At 67.0% G+C, this 14,247-nt stretch carries 12 protein-coding genes and 1 pseudogene; 11 read left to right on the forward strand and 2 right to left on the reverse strand.

Annotated features, from left to right (window positions below):
- Positions 1-17 precede the first annotated feature (17 nt).
- From VSR71_RS16330 to VSR71_RS16350, 5 genes and pseudogenes are all read left to right on the forward strand, one after another.
- The gene (locus tag VSR71_RS16330) at positions 18-200 is read left to right on the forward strand and encodes a chemotaxis protein CheB (RefSeq protein WP_342914901.1); all 183 of its coding nucleotides are present in this window, start codon (positions 18-20) and stop codon (positions 198-200) included.
- Positions 184-4,293, forward strand: coding sequence for a CheR family methyltransferase (locus tag VSR71_RS16335; protein WP_342914902.1), 4,110 nt, complete (start codon positions 184-186; stop codon positions 4,291-4,293). Before VSR71_RS16330 ends, VSR71_RS16335 begins: the two co-directional genes overlap by 17 nt.
- Before the next feature lie 276 nt (positions 4,294-4,569).
- Positions 4,570-5,043 carry a hypothetical protein gene (locus VSR71_RS16340; protein WP_342914903.1) on the forward strand — a complete coding sequence of 158 codons (474 nt, stop codon included), beginning with the start codon at positions 4,570-4,572 and terminating at the stop codon, positions 5,041-5,043.
- 94 nt (positions 5,044-5,137) lie between these two features.
- Complete coding sequence (locus VSR71_RS16345) at positions 5,138-5,893, forward strand: PIG-L family deacetylase (protein WP_342914904.1); 756 nt, start codon at positions 5,138-5,140, stop codon at positions 5,891-5,893.
- Positions 5,894-5,911: 18 nt separating this feature from the next.
- Positions 5,912-6,073 (forward strand): annotated as a pseudogene (locus VSR71_RS16350) (uracil-DNA glycosylase); the annotation flags it as partial.
- An 81-nt stretch (positions 6,074-6,154) separates the two neighbouring features.
- Here the strand turns inward: VSR71_RS16350 and sodB are convergent.
- Together sodB and xseA are read right to left on the reverse strand one after the other, a co-directional pair.
- Positions 6,155-6,736 carry a superoxide dismutase [Fe] gene (gene sodB, locus VSR71_RS16355; RefSeq protein WP_012351891.1) on the reverse strand — a complete coding sequence of 194 codons (582 nt, stop codon included), beginning with the start codon at positions 6,734-6,736 and terminating at the stop codon, positions 6,155-6,157.
- Between the two features lie 199 nt (positions 6,737-6,935).
- The gene (xseA, locus tag VSR71_RS16360) at positions 6,936-8,321 is read right to left on the reverse strand and encodes an exodeoxyribonuclease VII large subunit (protein WP_342914905.1); all 1,386 of its coding nucleotides are present in this window, start codon (positions 8,319-8,321) and stop codon (positions 6,936-6,938) included.
- A gap of 1,076 nt (positions 8,322-9,397) precedes the next feature.
- Between xseA and VSR71_RS16365 the strand changes: the two genes are divergently transcribed.
- The 6 genes from VSR71_RS16365 to adk all read left to right on the forward strand — a co-directional run bounded on the left by VSR71_RS16365 (position 9,398) and on the right by adk (position 13,872).
- Complete coding sequence (locus VSR71_RS16365) at positions 9,398-10,018, forward strand: MotA/TolQ/ExbB proton channel family protein (protein WP_342914906.1); 621 nt, start codon at positions 9,398-9,400, stop codon at positions 10,016-10,018.
- Positions 10,019-10,036: 18 nt separating this feature from the next.
- Positions 10,037-10,474, forward strand: coding sequence for an ExbD/TolR family protein (locus VSR71_RS16370; protein ID WP_029047916.1), 438 nt, complete (start codon positions 10,037-10,039; stop codon positions 10,472-10,474).
- Between the two features lie 212 nt (positions 10,475-10,686).
- The gene (gene lpxK, locus VSR71_RS16375; protein WP_342914907.1) at positions 10,687-11,796 is read left to right on the forward strand and encodes a tetraacyldisaccharide 4'-kinase; all 1,110 of its coding nucleotides are present in this window, start codon (positions 10,687-10,689) and stop codon (positions 11,794-11,796) included.
- On the forward strand, positions 11,777-11,983 hold the full coding sequence (locus tag VSR71_RS16380) for a Trm112 family protein (RefSeq protein WP_342914908.1): 207 nt from the start codon (positions 11,777-11,779) through the stop codon (positions 11,981-11,983). Before lpxK ends, VSR71_RS16380 begins: the two co-directional genes overlap by 20 nt.
- 40 nt (positions 11,984-12,023) lie before the next feature.
- A complete protein-coding gene (kdsB, locus tag VSR71_RS16385; RefSeq protein ID WP_342914909.1) occupies positions 12,024-12,833 on the forward strand; it encodes a 3-deoxy-manno-octulosonate cytidylyltransferase in 810 nt (269 codons plus the stop codon).
- A 373-nt stretch (positions 12,834-13,206) separates the two neighbouring features.
- Positions 13,207-13,872: an adenylate kinase gene (gene adk, locus VSR71_RS16390; protein WP_342914910.1), complete on the forward strand. Its 666-nt coding sequence runs from the start codon at positions 13,207-13,209 to the stop codon at positions 13,870-13,872.
- Positions 13,873-14,247 lie beyond the last annotated feature (375 nt).

The raw sequence follows: 14,247 nt of genomic DNA on the forward strand, positions 1-14,247 counted from the left end.
AGCCAACCCGAGTTCCCATGAAGCGCGACACCATAGTGCTGGGCACCTCCTCCGGTGGCGTCGATGCGCTGCGGGACATTGCCGCCGGCTTGCCGCCGGACCTGGACGCGACCGTACTGGCCGTACTGCACATCGGCGCCAACCCGAGCATGCAAATGGCGCACTTAACTTATCCACGCAGCGATGGCCAAGAATCGTGAACACCCCCTGCACAGCCAGCTCGCCTTTCCCGTGGTCGGGATGGGCGCGTCCGCAGGGGGCATTGAAGCCCTGATCCAGTTGTTCGACGGACTGCCCGCCAGCACCGGCGCAGCCTTTGTCCTTGTCGTGCACCTCGCGCCCGACCACGCCAGCAACCTGGCACCCTTGCTGCAGGCACGCACCACCATGCCGGTGCTGCAGGTCACCGACACTACGCCCATCGAAGCCAATCACGTCTACGTGATTGCCCCCAACCACAGCCTCACAATGATCGACGGCTACCTGCGCGTGGGCCCGCAGGAACGCCGCGACGGCCGCGGCGCAGCCATCGACCTGTTCTTCCGCTCGCTGGCCGATGCGCATCGCCAGCGCGCCGTGTGCGTGGTGTTGTCCGGCGCCGGCTCCGACGGCTCTGTCGGCCTGACCCGCATCAAGGAGCTGGGCGGCATCGCCATCGCCCAGGAGCCGGAGGAAGCCGAATACTCGAGCATGCCGCGCGCAGCCATCGGCACCGGGCTGGTCGACTTTGTCATGCCGGCCAACGAGATCCCGCAGCGCCTGCTCGACCTGTGGAATACCGCCAGCCATATCCAGCTGCCCAAGCCGCCCGAGGACGAGGAGGCAGCCGAGCCTGCGCCGCGATCGGAAAGCAACGAGCGCGCGTTGCGCGAGGTCATGGTGATCCTGCGCACCCGCACCTCGCATGATTTCCGCCACTACAAGCGCGCCACGGTGCTGCGCCGCATCGAGCGCCGGCTGCAGGTCAATGGCCTGACGGACCTGCAGCAATACCGCGACTTCCTGCACCTGCATCCGGAAGAAACGGCACCGCTGCTGCAGGACATGCTGATCAGCGTGACCAATTTCTTCCGCGACAAGGACGCGTTCGACCTGCTGCGCGCCGACGTGCTGCCGCGGCTGTTCAAGGACCGTCCCGAGAACGACTCGATCCGCGTGTGGGCGCCTGGCTGCGCTACCGGCGAAGAAGCGTATACGCTGGCCATGCTGTTGCAGGAAACCTCATCGCAGACACCCGACCAGCTGCCGTTCCAGGTCTTTGCCACGGATATCGACGAACGCGCCGTGGCGATCGCGCGCAACGGGTTGTATCCGGAGCCGATCGTCGCCGACGTCGAGCCGTCGCGCGTACGGCAGTTCCTCACCAAGGACGGCGCGCACTACCGCGTGCGCAAGGAGCTGCGCGAGCGCGTGCTGTTCGCGTTGCACAACGTGCTCAGCGATCCGCCGTTCTCGCGGCTGGACCTGATCTGCTGCCGCAACCTGCTGATCTACCTGGACCGCGACGCGCAGACCGAGATCCTGCGCACCTTCCATTTCGCGCTGCGCCCGGGCGGCTACCTGTACCTGGGCAGCTCCGAAGCCGCAGACAGCGTCAGCAACCTGTTTTCGGTGGTCGACAAGAAGGCCCGCATCTACCGCGCCAACGTCGCGGTACGCGCCGAGACGCCATTGCCGCTGTCGTCGGGCATGCTCAATGCGCGCGCGCCGGTGACGGTGCTGCAGCCGGCCGGCAAGCGCAAGTTCTCCTTCGGCGACCTGCACCAGCGGCTGATCGAGCAGCACGCGCCGCCGAGCGTGCTGGTCAGCCGCGATTCCGAGATCGTGCATCTGTCGGATCGCGCCGGGCGCTTCCTGCAGTACGCCGGCGGCGTGCCTTCGCACAACATCATCGGCGCGGTGCGCCAGGAACTGCGGCTGGAACTGCGTACCGCGATCTACCAGGCGCTGCAGACCAACCACAGCGTCGAGGCCAGGCGCGTGCAACTTGAACGCGATGGCAGGCAGTTCTTCGTCAATATGACGGCGCGCCCGGTACACGACGCCGAGGCCAACGGCGACTTCGTGCTGGTGCTGTTCGACGAGGTCGAGGACAGCATGAGCGCATCGCCGCGCGGCAAGTCCGCCGACGAGCGCGACCCGATGATCGCGCAGCTCGAACTCGAACTGCATCGCACCAAGGAACAGCTGCAGGCCACCATCGAGCAGTCCGAAACCTCGACCGAGGAGCTGAAGGCCTCCAACGAGGAACTGCAGGCGATCAACGAGGAGTTGCGCTCGACCACGGAAGAGCTGGAGACCAGCAAGGAAGAACTGCAGTCGATCAATGAGGAGCTGTCCACCGTCAACGCCGAACTCAAGTGCAAGGTCGAGGAAACCGGCAAGATCAACGACGACCTGCAGAACCTGATCATGGCCAACGATATCGGCACGGTCTTCGTCGATCGCAACCTGTGCATCAAGCGCTACACCCCGCGCGCCACCGACGTCTTCAGCATCATCCCGTCCGACATCGGCCGTTCGCTGCTCGATATCACGCACCGGCTCGAGTACGACAAGCTTGCCGACGATGCCGGCGAAGCTTTCGACTCCCTGCGCCTGATCGAACGCGAAGTCAGGAGCAGCGACGGCCGCTGGTACCTGGCGCGCTTCCTGCCGTACCGCACCAACGAAGACCGCATCGAGGGCGCGGTGCTGTCGTTCATCGACATCACGTCGCGCCGCGCCGCCGAAGAGCGCCTGAGCGAAGGCGAGAAGCGCATGAGTATCGTGGCCGAAAGCACGCGCGACTACGCCATCATCACCTTCGACGACGAAGGCCGCGTCACCAGCTGGAACACCGGCGCCGAACGCATTTTCGGCTATACCGAGGCGGAGATGCTTGGACAGGCGGCGGAAACCCTGTACACGCCCGAAGACCGGGCCGCCCGCATCGCGCAGGAAGAAATGGCGCAGGCGCGCCTGTACGGCCGAGTCGAGGAAGACCGCTGGCATCAGCGCAAGGACGGCAGCCGCTTCCGCGCCAGCGGGGAGCTGTCGCGCCTGGACAAGGGCGGCTTCAGCGGCTTTGCCAAGATCATGCGCAACCTCGACGAAGTGGCGCTGACGCGGCTGGCCACGCGCACCGGGCGCCAGGGGTTTATCGATTCCGCGGACGCGCTCGCCGGCGAACGCGCCGACGCGCGTGCCGAACGCATGCGCGACGAGTTCCTGGCCGTGGTGTCGCACGAACTCAAGCATCCGCTCAACCTGATCAGCGCCAGCGCCGAACTGATCAGCCGTTCGCCCGAAGCGCGCGGCAACGCGATGATCCAGCGCGCCGCCGGCACCATCCGGCGCACCGTGATCGGGCAGGCGCACATCATCGACGACCTGCTCGACATGTCGCGCCTGCGCACCGGCAAGCTGTCGATCGTGCGCGCCCCAGTCGACTGGGGCGAAGTGGTCGACCGCGTCTGCCGCGCCATCGAGGAAGAGGCCGGGCACAAGGACATCGCGCTGGAGCGCACCTTGCCGGCCGATCCGCTGATGATCGACGCCGACCTGACGCGGGTCGAGCAGGTGGTGTGGAACCTGGTCAGCAATTCGCTCAAATACACCAGCGCCGGCGGCAGGATCACGGTCTCGCTGGCGACAGAGGGCGGCGATGGCGTGCTGGAGATACGCGATACCGGCGTTGGCATCGACGCGCAGAACCTGCCGCATATCTTCGATATGTTCCGCCAGGGCACCCCGCCGAGCGCACGGCAAGGCGGCCTCGGCATCGGCCTGTCTCTGGTACGCGAGCTGGTGACCATGCAGGGCGGCACGGTGCGCGCGGATTCCGACGGGCATGGCAAGGGTTCGGTGTTCACGGTGACGCTGCCGCTGCGCGAGGAGTTCGCCGCCGACACCGCGCCGGCGCCGTCGCCGTCGCTGCCGCTGGGCGGCACCGAGATCCTGCTGGTCGACGACGATGCCGGCACGGTCGAGACTTTCAAGATGCTGCTTGAAATGGAAGGCGCCAACGTGTCGGTCGCCACCAGCGGGCAGGAGGCACTGGACCGTCTCTGGCAGCATTGCCCCGACCTGCTGCTGTCGGACATCGGCATGCCCGGCATGTCGGGCCTGGACTTCATTCGCGCCATCCGCCGCCAGCCGCACCTCCACAAGCTGACCGCGATTGCATTAAGCGGCTATGGCCGGCCCGACGATATCCGCGAGTCGATGCAGGCAGGCTTCGACGCCCACCTGACCAAGCCGGTTTCACTGGAAGCCTTGCTGAACGCCATCCGGGATCTGCGCGTCGCCTGAAGCACCGCGGCGTTCGTTTCGCGCGCGTTTCGCGCGCCGATTGGTCTGTGCGGGCCTGTGCGCCAGCGAACGCCTGCGCTGGATTTACGCGCAACGTTGCAATAATCCCTGCAGGTCAGGCGCTGCGCGTGCCCGCGCCGCGCCTGCTGTCTCGGGGGCGCGTTGGAACGCTCCTTGCAGCGCTACCAGTGAGCGCGCAAGCGCAACCAGACACCGGCCCCGCGGCGCAACGTCATGCCTGGCATGAGTACCGGATGCGGGTGCCGCCCCACCGCCATGACCTTCCTCCTGCATCACGACGCGCCCCAGCAGACCGAGCCCGCGGTTGGCGCCAACTCTGCGCTCGTACCGGCGGTACGGCCTTCCGCCCCTGCCATGCAGCGAGCGCGGCCCACCCTGTTCCTCGAAGCCCTGCTGGCCACCCGCCTGGAACTGCTGAGCCGGGACGGGGTGTGGCCATCGCACACGTTGGCGCAACGCCAGCGGGTGCTATTCGCGCTATGGGCGCAGCGCCCCGAGGGCCTGTTCGAGCGGCATGGCACCGCCGCCAGCATCGACAACTGCTTGCAGGAAGCGTTTGCCAGCGCCGGAGCCGGCTCGAAAGCGCAGGCCGCGATGGCGCTGAAGCGGGCCTACTACCTGGTCTGCTGCACGATCTCGGCCGATACATCCGTGCGCAGAGGCCCGGGGGCGGCCGCGGACGGCCATGGCGGCGGCATTGGCAATGGCCGAGCCCACGGCAAACGCTGAACGGATTTCGCCACGGCCCGCGGAACCCGCGCCGTGTTGCTCATCAGGCAGCGCGCGACACGAACCTGCCAGTGGCGATGGCAATGGTGATTCGATGGTGACTCACATAGCCGGCCCGGTTACGGTGATTTCACCGCATCTGGACGATGCGGTGTTCAGTTGCGGCAGCCTGATCGCCGCGGCGCGCGGCGTGCGAGTGGTGACGGTCTTCGCCGGCGTTCCGGCCGCCGGCGTCGCGGCACCTGACTGGGACCGCGCCGCGGGCTTCGACAGCGCCGAGCAGGCGGTGCGCGCGCGCCGGCGCGAAGACAACCGCGCGCTTGGCATGCTGGGCGCGCAGCCAGTATGGCTCGATTTCTGGGACAGCCAGTACGGCCGCCACCATGCGCCGCGCGAGATCGCTGACAGCCTGCAGCGGGTCCTGCTGACGCAGACCGACGGCATGGTGGTTGCGCCGCTCGGCCTGTTCCATTCCGATCATGTGGTGACGCATGAAGCCTGCCGCCTGCTGATGCAAGCGGCTCAGGTACGCGCGGCGGCGTGGGCCGCGCTGCTGGCGCCCTCGCCAGGGCAAGCGGCATCGACGCCGGCGGTGCAGTGGCTGTACTACGAAGACGCGATCTACCGCCGCCTGCCCGGTGTGCTGCAGCAACGGCTGGCCGAATGCCTGCGCGCTGGACTGCACGCGACCCCGGTCAACCTGCCGGTCAGCCAGCATCTCGCGCAGAAGAGCTACGCGGTCAATGCCTACCAGAGCCAGGTGCAGATGCTCGGCGAAGACCAACTGTGCGACCTGTGCGCGCCGGAGCGCTACTGGTCGCTGTCCGCCGGCGAGCCTGCGCAAGGCTGACTCACCTTTCCGATGCCGATGCCCGAGCGCAGGAAGCCACCAGTGAGCCGTGCCGAGCTGAATGAGTGCTGGCGTTGCCCGCTATGGCGCAACGCTACGCAGGCCGTGCCCGGCGCCGGCGCGTCGCACGCGCGCATCATGCTGGTGGGCGAACAGCCCGGCTCGCAGGAAGACCTGCAACCGGGATCGGCAAATTCGAAACGCCAAGCAAAAAGCCCCGGAATTTCCGGGGCTTTTCGCAGATGCCACGTTGACCGGGGATCAGCCAGCGAAGTTCTTGCCGGCGAAGTCCCAGTTCACGACGTTCCAGAATGCCTCGACGTACTTCGGACGGGCATTGCGGTAGTCGATGTAGTAGGCGTGTTCCCACACGTCGCAGGTCAGCAGCGGCTTGGCGTCGGTGGTCAGCGGCGTCGCGGCGTTGGAGGTGGACACCAGGTCCAGCGAGCCGTCGGCCTTCTTCACCAGCCAGGCCCAGCCCGAACCGAAGGTGCCGACGGCAACCTTGGTGAACTCTTCCTTGAACTTGTCGAACGAGCCCCACTTGGCGTTGATGGCATCAGCCAGCGCGCCGGTCGGCTGGCCGCCGCCGTTGGGCTTCAGCGAATCCCAGTAGAAGGTGTGGTTCCACACCTGGGCAGCGTTGTTGAAGATGCCGCCCGACGACTTCTTGACGATCTCTTCCAGGGTCGCGTTCTCGAACTCGGTGCCCTTGATGAGGTTGTTCAGGTTGGTGACGTAGGTCTGGTGGTGCTTGTCATGATGGAACTCCAGCGTCTCCTTGGAGATGTGCGGAGCCAGGGCATCATGCGCGTACGGAAGCGGGGGGAGCTTGTGTTCCATTGTTCTGTCTCTGTGGGTTGGGGTTGTAGGGTCCGGAATTGCCGATTGTAGGGGACTTGGAATACCCGCGCAAACCGCAGGCCTATGCCCCCTGCTCCGATGTTAGTTTGTCCGGAGGCGGGTTTCCGGGGGTTTTGCGCACCCTTTTCTGGACACGTCCCCGGGCGCGGATCGCACCCGTTGCGGACATGCCGCCCACTCAGAATTCAGGCAGCTTCGCCTGCACGCCGGCGATCGACAGGTCGGCCACGCCCTCGGCCAGGTGCGCCTCGACCACGCTGCCAGGGCGGATCTCGGTGGGCGAGCGCAGCGCGCGTCCGCGCTGGTCGAGCAGCACCGCGTAGCCGCGCTCGAGCGTGCGCTGCGGCGCCAGCAGCTCCAGCGCTCCGGCGGCGCGCGCCAGGCGCTGGCCGGCGCGCTCGTGGCCACGCGTGGCGGCGGCCTGCAGCCGCTGCCGCAGCCGTGCCAGGTCCGCCTGTGCCGCGGCGGTGTCGGGCCGGCATGCGCTCCAGCGCATCGCCAGCACCTGCTGGCGATGCCGCTGTGACACCATGGTGTCGCGCAATGCCGACCGCAAGTGTCGGGCCAGATTGTCGACGCGCGCGCGGCGTTCCTGCAGTTGCGCCTGCGGGCTGCGCACGCGCCGCGCCAGCCAGTCCAGGTGCTGGGCGCGCAGGTCCAGCGCGCGGCGCATCGCCTGCGCCAGCGCATCGCGGCCGCGCAGGGCCTGTGCCAGCAGGTGCGAACGGTCCGGGCTGACCAGCTCGGCCGCGCCGGTCGGCGTGGGCGCGCGCACGTCGGCGACGAAATCGGCAATGGTGAAGTCGGTCTCGTGGCCCACGCCGGAAATCAGCGGCAGTGCGCAGCGCGCAATCGCGTGCGCCACCGCCTCTTCATTGAACGACCACAGGTCTTCGATGCTGCCCCCGCCGCGGCACAGGATCAGCACGTCGCAATCGCGGCGCGCATCTGCCAGGTCGATCGTATCGGCGATCTTCTGGGCCGCCCCGGCCCCCTGCACCGGTACCGGATAGACCACCACCGGCACATGCGGCGCGCGCCGGCGCAGCGTGGTCAGCACATCGCGCAAGGCGGCGGCCTGCAGCGAGGTGATGACGCCGATGGTGCGCGGGTGCGACGGCACCGGGCGCTTGCGCTCCGGGGCGAACAGGCCGGCCTGCGCCAGCTTTTCCTTGAGCCGCAGGAAGGCTTCATAAAGGTTGCCCAAGCCGGCGCGGCGCATCGCCTCCACGCCGAGCTGCAGTTCGCCACGCGCCTCATACATCGTGACCACGGCGCGCACCTCGACCGCCTCGCCCTCGCGCGGCTGGAAGTCGACATGCTGGTTGCGGCCGCGGAACATCACGCAGCGGATCTGGGCACGCGCATCCTTGAGCGAGAAATACCAGTGGCCGCTGGCCGCGCGCGTGAAGTTGGAGATTTCCCCGCGCACCCAGGCCAGCGGAAAGCTGCGCTCAAGCAATCGGGCAATAGTGTGGTTTAGCTCACCGACAGGAATGACTTCGCGGCCACTGCGCGGGCCGGTGGAGGAAGCGTCACGCGAAAAGCTGGTCAGGTCGGGCATGGCGCACGCCGGTCAAGCGGCGTTAATGGGACATGTCCACAGCATAACTGGTCTGTCAAGGGGGTAGCGATGATAGCCGGACGCTGCCCGGCAAGCCGCATCGCCTCGTACAACTCTTTGATTTTTATGAGTTTTATGATGGCAATAAAAATTAGGCAATATAACCAATTCTCTTTTGCATCAACCACTTAGCAGGCGCGGATGGCGCTTGTTCACAAAGTTATCCACAGGATCTCTGGATAAAACGCGGTGTTTACCCGACTTTTCCGCTGCTCTATACGTCAAGCGTGGCCGACATCACGTCACGGGGCGGCGTAGCCGGCATGTCACGCCGCGCGCGGGCACCGCACCATGTGGAACGACGAAACGCGAGCCGTTGCCCAATTTCTAGGCAGAAGGCTGCATACCTCATGAAATCAATGGGTTAGCATACCTCTCCAGACTTTATCCACAGGGCATCCACAATCCTCTCCCTTCCCGGTGTGGAAAAGCGCGGGTATACCCAAGCGACGCGCAACCGGCCCGCCCGATCGCACGCCACCGACCGTTTGCCTAATTTTTAAGCAACCATATCCCAGTCGTTTAAAATCAATGACTTAGGTGGCTTCTCCGACACCTGTCCACAACCGGTCCACAATTCTGTCCCGCACTCGTGTGGAAGACCGCACCGCATGTTGCGGTAGCGCACAGACATGGTGTGCGGCAGCGTCAAACCCGGCTTTCCCCCGATGTGCGGCAAGCGTCGCGAGCGCCCCGGGGGCGCCTGCACAATTTTTAAGCAGGCCCAGGCTTCTTCTTGCGAATCAAGCACTTGCATCGCTTGTCCGGCAGCTTTCCACAATCGATCCACAATTCTGTCCCTGCGCCCTGTGGAAAGTCGCCCGCCACATCGGCCGGCTCCGATGCGTGCCCGAGACAGCCGGCCCGCCGTCGCTTGCCGCGCGGCAGGCCGCGGGGTAGAGTTGCGCCTGATTTTTCAGAGCAATGCCGGAGTGCGCTGCCTGCTGACGCGCCTCAAGGCATGCCGACCAGCTGGTTGGGGTTTCTTTATTGGGTTGTCGATCCCGGGGGTCCAATTGTTTTCCATCATTCAAGCGGCCGGCTGGCCGATCTGGCCGCTGTTGCTGGCCTCGGTCCTCGCACTGGCGCTGGTCGTCGAACGCTTCCTGACGCTCAAGCGCAGCAAGGTGTTGCCCCCGCGCCTCTATGACGAAGCGCTGGCCGCCGCGCAGCAGCGCCGCGCCACGCCGGAAGTGGTCAACACGCTCGAACAGAACTCACCGCTCGGCCGCGTGCTGGCCGCCGGCCTGCGCCACGTGGTGCTGCAGCCGCACACCTCGCGCGACGCCGCCAAGGATGTGGTCGAGGAAGCCGGCCGTGCGGTCGCGCATGAGCTGGAGCGCTACCTGAACGCGCTCGGCACGATCGCCTCGGTGGCGCCGCTGATGGGCCTGCTGGGCACCGTGATCGGCATGATCGAGATCTTCGGCAGCCAGGGCGGCACCGGCGCCAACCCCGAACAGCTGGCGCACGGCATCTCGGTGGCGCTCTACAACACCGCCTTCGGCCTGATCGTGGCGATCCCGGCGCTGATCTTCTGGCGCTACTTCCGCCGCCGCGTGGACGACTACGTGGCCGAGCTGGAATTCCGCGCCACCGCGTTCCTGGACGCGATCCTGCCGCAGCGCCGCAGCTGATCACGGACCCGCCACGCCATGCGATTCCGTTCCCGCCAGCGGCGCGAAGAGCCGGAGATCAACCTGATCCCGCTGATCGACGTGCTGCTCGTGATCCTGATCTTCCTGATGATCACGACCACGTACTCGCGCTATACCGAGCTGCAGATCCAGCTGCCCACCGCCGACGCCGAGCGCGCCCAGCAGCGGCCGCAGGAAATCGTGGTGTCGGTGTCGTCGCGCGGGGTCTACTCGGTCAACAAGAAGGTGCTGGAGCAGAAGGATGTCACCAGCCTGGCCGACCAGCTGCGCGCCGCCTCCGGGCCCGCCGGAGCTGGAAATGGCCAGCCACCGGTGGTGATCGTCAACGCCGACGCGCAGGCCAGCCACCAGGCGGTGGTCAACGTGATGGAAGCCGCGCGGCTGGCCGGGCTGTCGCGCCTGACCTTCGCGACGCAGAGCGCGCAGCCGCGCTGAGCGCCGGCCATGATCGTCCCCGCGAAGGCGGGGACCGGCGGCCTGGCCTGCGGGCGCGCAGCCTGCCCAGGCTTGCCCCATGCGCTGCGCAGTGCCCATAATGGGTTGATCCGCCGGCCTTTGCCGATCCTCCCTTTGGCCTCTTTCGGGCGCCAGATCCCGAGCGCACTACAATCCCATCCCATCCACGACCTGAACGACCCGCCGCGTCCATGCCCGCTCCCCGCCATGCCCTCGCCGACTTCGTGACCGCCCAGTGGCAGCGCCGCGGCTGGTTTGCCTGGGTCATGCTGCCGTTCTCGCTGCTGTTCGGGCTGGTGGCCCGCGTGCGCCGGCACGGGTACCGGCGCGGCTGGTTCAAGTCCACGCGGCTGCCGATGCCAGTGGTGGTGGTCGGCAATGTGACCGTGGGCGGCACCGGCAAGACGCCGGCGGTGATCGCGCTGGCCCACGCGCTGACCGAGGCCGGCTTGCGCCCCGGCGTGGTGTCGCGCGGCTATGGGGTCGAGCTGAAGCATCCGCGCCGGGTCAAGCCGACCTCGCAGGCCTGCGACGTCGGCGACGAGCCGCTGCTGATCGCGCGCGCCACCGACGTGCCGGTGTGGGTGTTTCCGGACCGCGCGCTGTGCGCGCAGACCATGCTGGTGTCGCACCCTGGCGTCAACGTGCTGCTGCTCGACGATGGCCTGCAGCACTACAAGCTGCAGCGCGATTTCGAGATCGTGATGTTCGACACGCGCATGGGCGGCAACGGCCTGATGCTGCCGGCCGGCCCGCTGCGCGAACCGCTGACGCGCCCGCGCGACGCCACGCTGATCAACGATCCCAACTTCCGCGCCACGCCCGACCGCCCCGGCGTCTACGGCATGCGGCTGGAGCTGGAAGACGCCTGGCAGCTGAACGACCCGACCATGGCACGGCCGGTTTCCGCCTTTGCCGGGCGGCGCGTGCTGGCCGCGGCCGGCATCGGCAACCCCGAGCGCTTCTTTGCCAGCCTGCGCGGTGCCGGGCTGTCGCCGAAGACGCTGCCGCTGCCCGACCACTATGACTTTGCCGAAGACCCCTTCGCCGGCAACGCCGACGCGCTCGATGCCGACGTGATCCTGATCACCGAGAAGGATGCCGTAAAATGCGAGCGCTTCGACGACCCGCGCATCTGGGTCGTGCCTACCAGGCCGGTGATCGACGCGGGCCTGATCGACAAAATCCGCAGCGCCGTGCTGGCGCATATCAACACCGCACCGACCGCGCAGTCCGCGGCGGCCACGTCCGGCAGCGCCGGGCGCAACGAGGAACACCGAGATGGACAACCGGCTGCTTGAAATCCTGGTCTGCCCGCTGTGCAAAGGCAAGCTGGAATACGACCGCGCCGCGCAGGAACTGATCTGCCACGTCGACAAGCTCGCATACCCGATCCGCGACGGCATCCCCGTGATGCTGGCCGACGAAGCGCGCCAGTCGGTGCCGGGCCGTGCCATTGACCCGGACGCGCCGGCCAATGGCAACTGAGGGCAGCTGACGGCAATCCGAAGCTAACCTGGCCAGCACCATGACCGTCCCCGCCTTCACCGTCGTCATCCCCGCGCGGCTCGCTTCGACCCGCCTGCCTGACAAGCCGCTGGCCGATATCGGCGGGCGCCCGATGGTCGTGCGCGTCGCCGAACGCGCGCATGCCTCGTCGGCCACGCGCACCGTGGTCGCCACTGACGCCCCGTCGGTGGCGCAGGCCTGCGCGGACCACGGCATCGAAGCCGTGCTGACCCGCGCCGACCACGCCACCGGCACAGACCGCCTGGCGGAAGTGGCCACGCAACTCGGCCTGCCCGACGACGCCATCGTGGTCAACGTGCAGGGCGACGAGCCGCTGATCGACCCCACGCTGATCGACGAGGTGGCGCTGCACCTGTCGCACCATGCCGACTGCGCCGTCGCCACCGCGGCCCACCCCCTGCACGACATCGCCGAGGTCTTCAATCCCAACGTGGTCAAGGTCGTGTGCGACGCCGCCGGACGCGCGCTGTATTTCTCGCGCGCGCCGATCCCGTGGGCGCGCGACGCCTGGGCGGGGGTGCCGGCGGTGCCCGCCGCCATGGCCCAGGTGCCGCTGCCGGCCATGCCGGTGCTGCGCCATATCGGGCTGTACGCCTATCGCGCCGGCTTCCTGCGGCGTTTCCCGACCCTGGCGGCCGCGCCGCTCGAGCAGACCGAGGCGCTGGAGCAACTGCGCGCGATGTGGCATGGCGAGCGCATCGCGGTGGTGGAAACCGCTGCCGCACCGGCACCGGGCGTCGACACCCTGGCTGACCTGGAGCGCGTGCGCGCGCTGTGGGCCGAGTCGATGGCGCAGGACGGGCCCTGATCGCCACCCGGCTCGCCATCCCGCCCGGCCGGCCGCCCGCTCAGGTTCAAACTGCTGCAACCTGAACCGGGGGGCGGATTTCAGGCCGGATCGGCGCCGCCTCATGGCATAATGCTTGCCGATACAGAGCCGCCCCGGCTGTGCGCCAACGCGCCGCCGGCCAAGGCTCGGTGGGGAGATAAAGATAGAGCCCGACCGGTGCGCCGCGCCGCCATCCTCCTGGCAGCCGCCGCCGGACGTCCGCGTGGGCGTGTGTCCGCGCAAAAATGCCGTCAATATCCGACAAGACAGCAGTAAGTCTTGCGTCAAGTTGCGGCATTACCCTCCTTCTGATCTCCCGCCACACCAGATTCAAAACTCTGAGGACCCGTAAATGCGTTTGATCCTGTTGGGCGCACCCGGCGCCGGCAAAGGCACGCAAGCCAAGTTCATCTGCGAGAAGTTCGCCATTCCGCAAATCTCCACCGGCGACATGCTGCGCGCGGCGGTGAAGGCCGGCACCCCCCTGGGCGTGGAAGCCAAGAAGGTCATGGATGCGGGCGGACTGGTGTCGGATGACATCATCATCGGCCTGGTGAAAGACCGGCTGAAGCAGGACGACTGCAAGAACGGCTACCTGTTCGACGGCTTCCCGCGCACCATCCCGCAGGCCGAAGCGATGAAGGAAGCCGGCGTGGCGATCGACTACGTGCTGGAAATCGACGTGCCGTTCGACGCCATCATCGAGCGCATGAGCGGCCGCCGCGTGCACGTGGCCTCGGGCCGCACCTACCACGTCAAGTACAACCCGCCGAAGACCGAAGGCATCGACGACGAAACCGGCGAAGCGCTGATCCAGCGCGACGACGACAAGGAAGAGACGGTCAAGAAGCGCCTCGACGTCTACTCCCAGCAGACCCGCCCGCTGGTCGACTACTACTCGGACTGGGCCGCCAAGGGCGATGCCGCTGCGAAGGTAGCCCCGCCCAAGTACCGGAAGATCTCCGGCGTAGGCAACGTCGACGAGATCACCGCGCAAGTGTTCGACGCGCTGAAGTAATCCGGAGTCGAATGCGACAAGAAAAAGCGGCCCAAGGGCCGCTTTTTTCTTTGGGCCCGCGCGCAGCGCAGCCGAAGGCGCTCCTATCATGCCGCCAGCAGCAGGGACCACCCACGGCTCAGAGCTCGTTCAAACATCGCGTCAATCCCGGCCACGGTGGCGCACCAAGGCGTCAGGCAGTCCTGCTTTGCAACGAAGCGAAGCCCCGTACGATAACCGCAGCACACTACGATAAGAGTGGCCGCCCGCCCAGGGCAGTAAACGCGCTTTTTGGTGACTTTTTGTCGCTCGGACAAAAAGTTACCCGCCCTTCAGGGCGGAACCGGGCACATAAGTCACCACCAGACGTCCGCACGGGCCCAAAACCCTTGCACA

It is taken from the genome of Cupriavidus oxalaticus, from assembly GCF_038900635.1.
Classification (GTDB): Bacteria; Pseudomonadota; Gammaproteobacteria; order Burkholderiales; family Burkholderiaceae; genus Cupriavidus; species Cupriavidus oxalaticus_B.

Excerpts from the sequence above, each read along its gene's own strand:
- VSR71_RS16330 (WP_342914901.1), top strand. The coding sequence starts at position 18 with ATGAAGCGCGACACCATAGTGCTGGGCACCTCCTCCGGTGGCGTCGAT.
- VSR71_RS16335 (WP_342914902.1), top strand. The coding sequence starts at position 184 with ATGGCCAAGAATCGTGAACACCCCCTGCACAGCCAGCTCGCCTTTCCC.
- VSR71_RS16340 (WP_342914903.1), top strand. The coding sequence starts at position 4,570 with ATGACCTTCCTCCTGCATCACGACGCGCCCCAGCAGACCGAGCCCGCG.
- VSR71_RS16345 (WP_342914904.1), top strand. The coding sequence starts at position 5,138 with ATGGTGACTCACATAGCCGGCCCGGTTACGGTGATTTCACCGCATCTG.
- sodB (WP_012351891.1), bottom strand. The coding sequence starts at position 6,736 with ATGGAACACAAGCTCCCCCCGCTTCCGTACGCGCATGATGCCCTGGCT.
- xseA (WP_342914905.1), bottom strand. The coding sequence starts at position 8,321 with ATGCCCGACCTGACCAGCTTTTCGCGTGACGCTTCCTCCACCGGCCCG.
- VSR71_RS16370 (WP_029047916.1), top strand. The coding sequence starts at position 10,037 with ATGCGATTCCGTTCCCGCCAGCGGCGCGAAGAGCCGGAGATCAACCTG.
- lpxK (WP_342914907.1), top strand. The coding sequence starts at position 10,687 with ATGCCCGCTCCCCGCCATGCCCTCGCCGACTTCGTGACCGCCCAGTGG.
- VSR71_RS16380 (WP_342914908.1), top strand. The coding sequence starts at position 11,777 with ATGGACAACCGGCTGCTTGAAATCCTGGTCTGCCCGCTGTGCAAAGGC.
- kdsB (WP_342914909.1), top strand. The coding sequence starts at position 12,024 with ATGACCGTCCCCGCCTTCACCGTCGTCATCCCCGCGCGGCTCGCTTCG.
- adk (WP_342914910.1), top strand. The coding sequence starts at position 13,207 with ATGCGTTTGATCCTGTTGGGCGCACCCGGCGCCGGCAAAGGCACGCAA.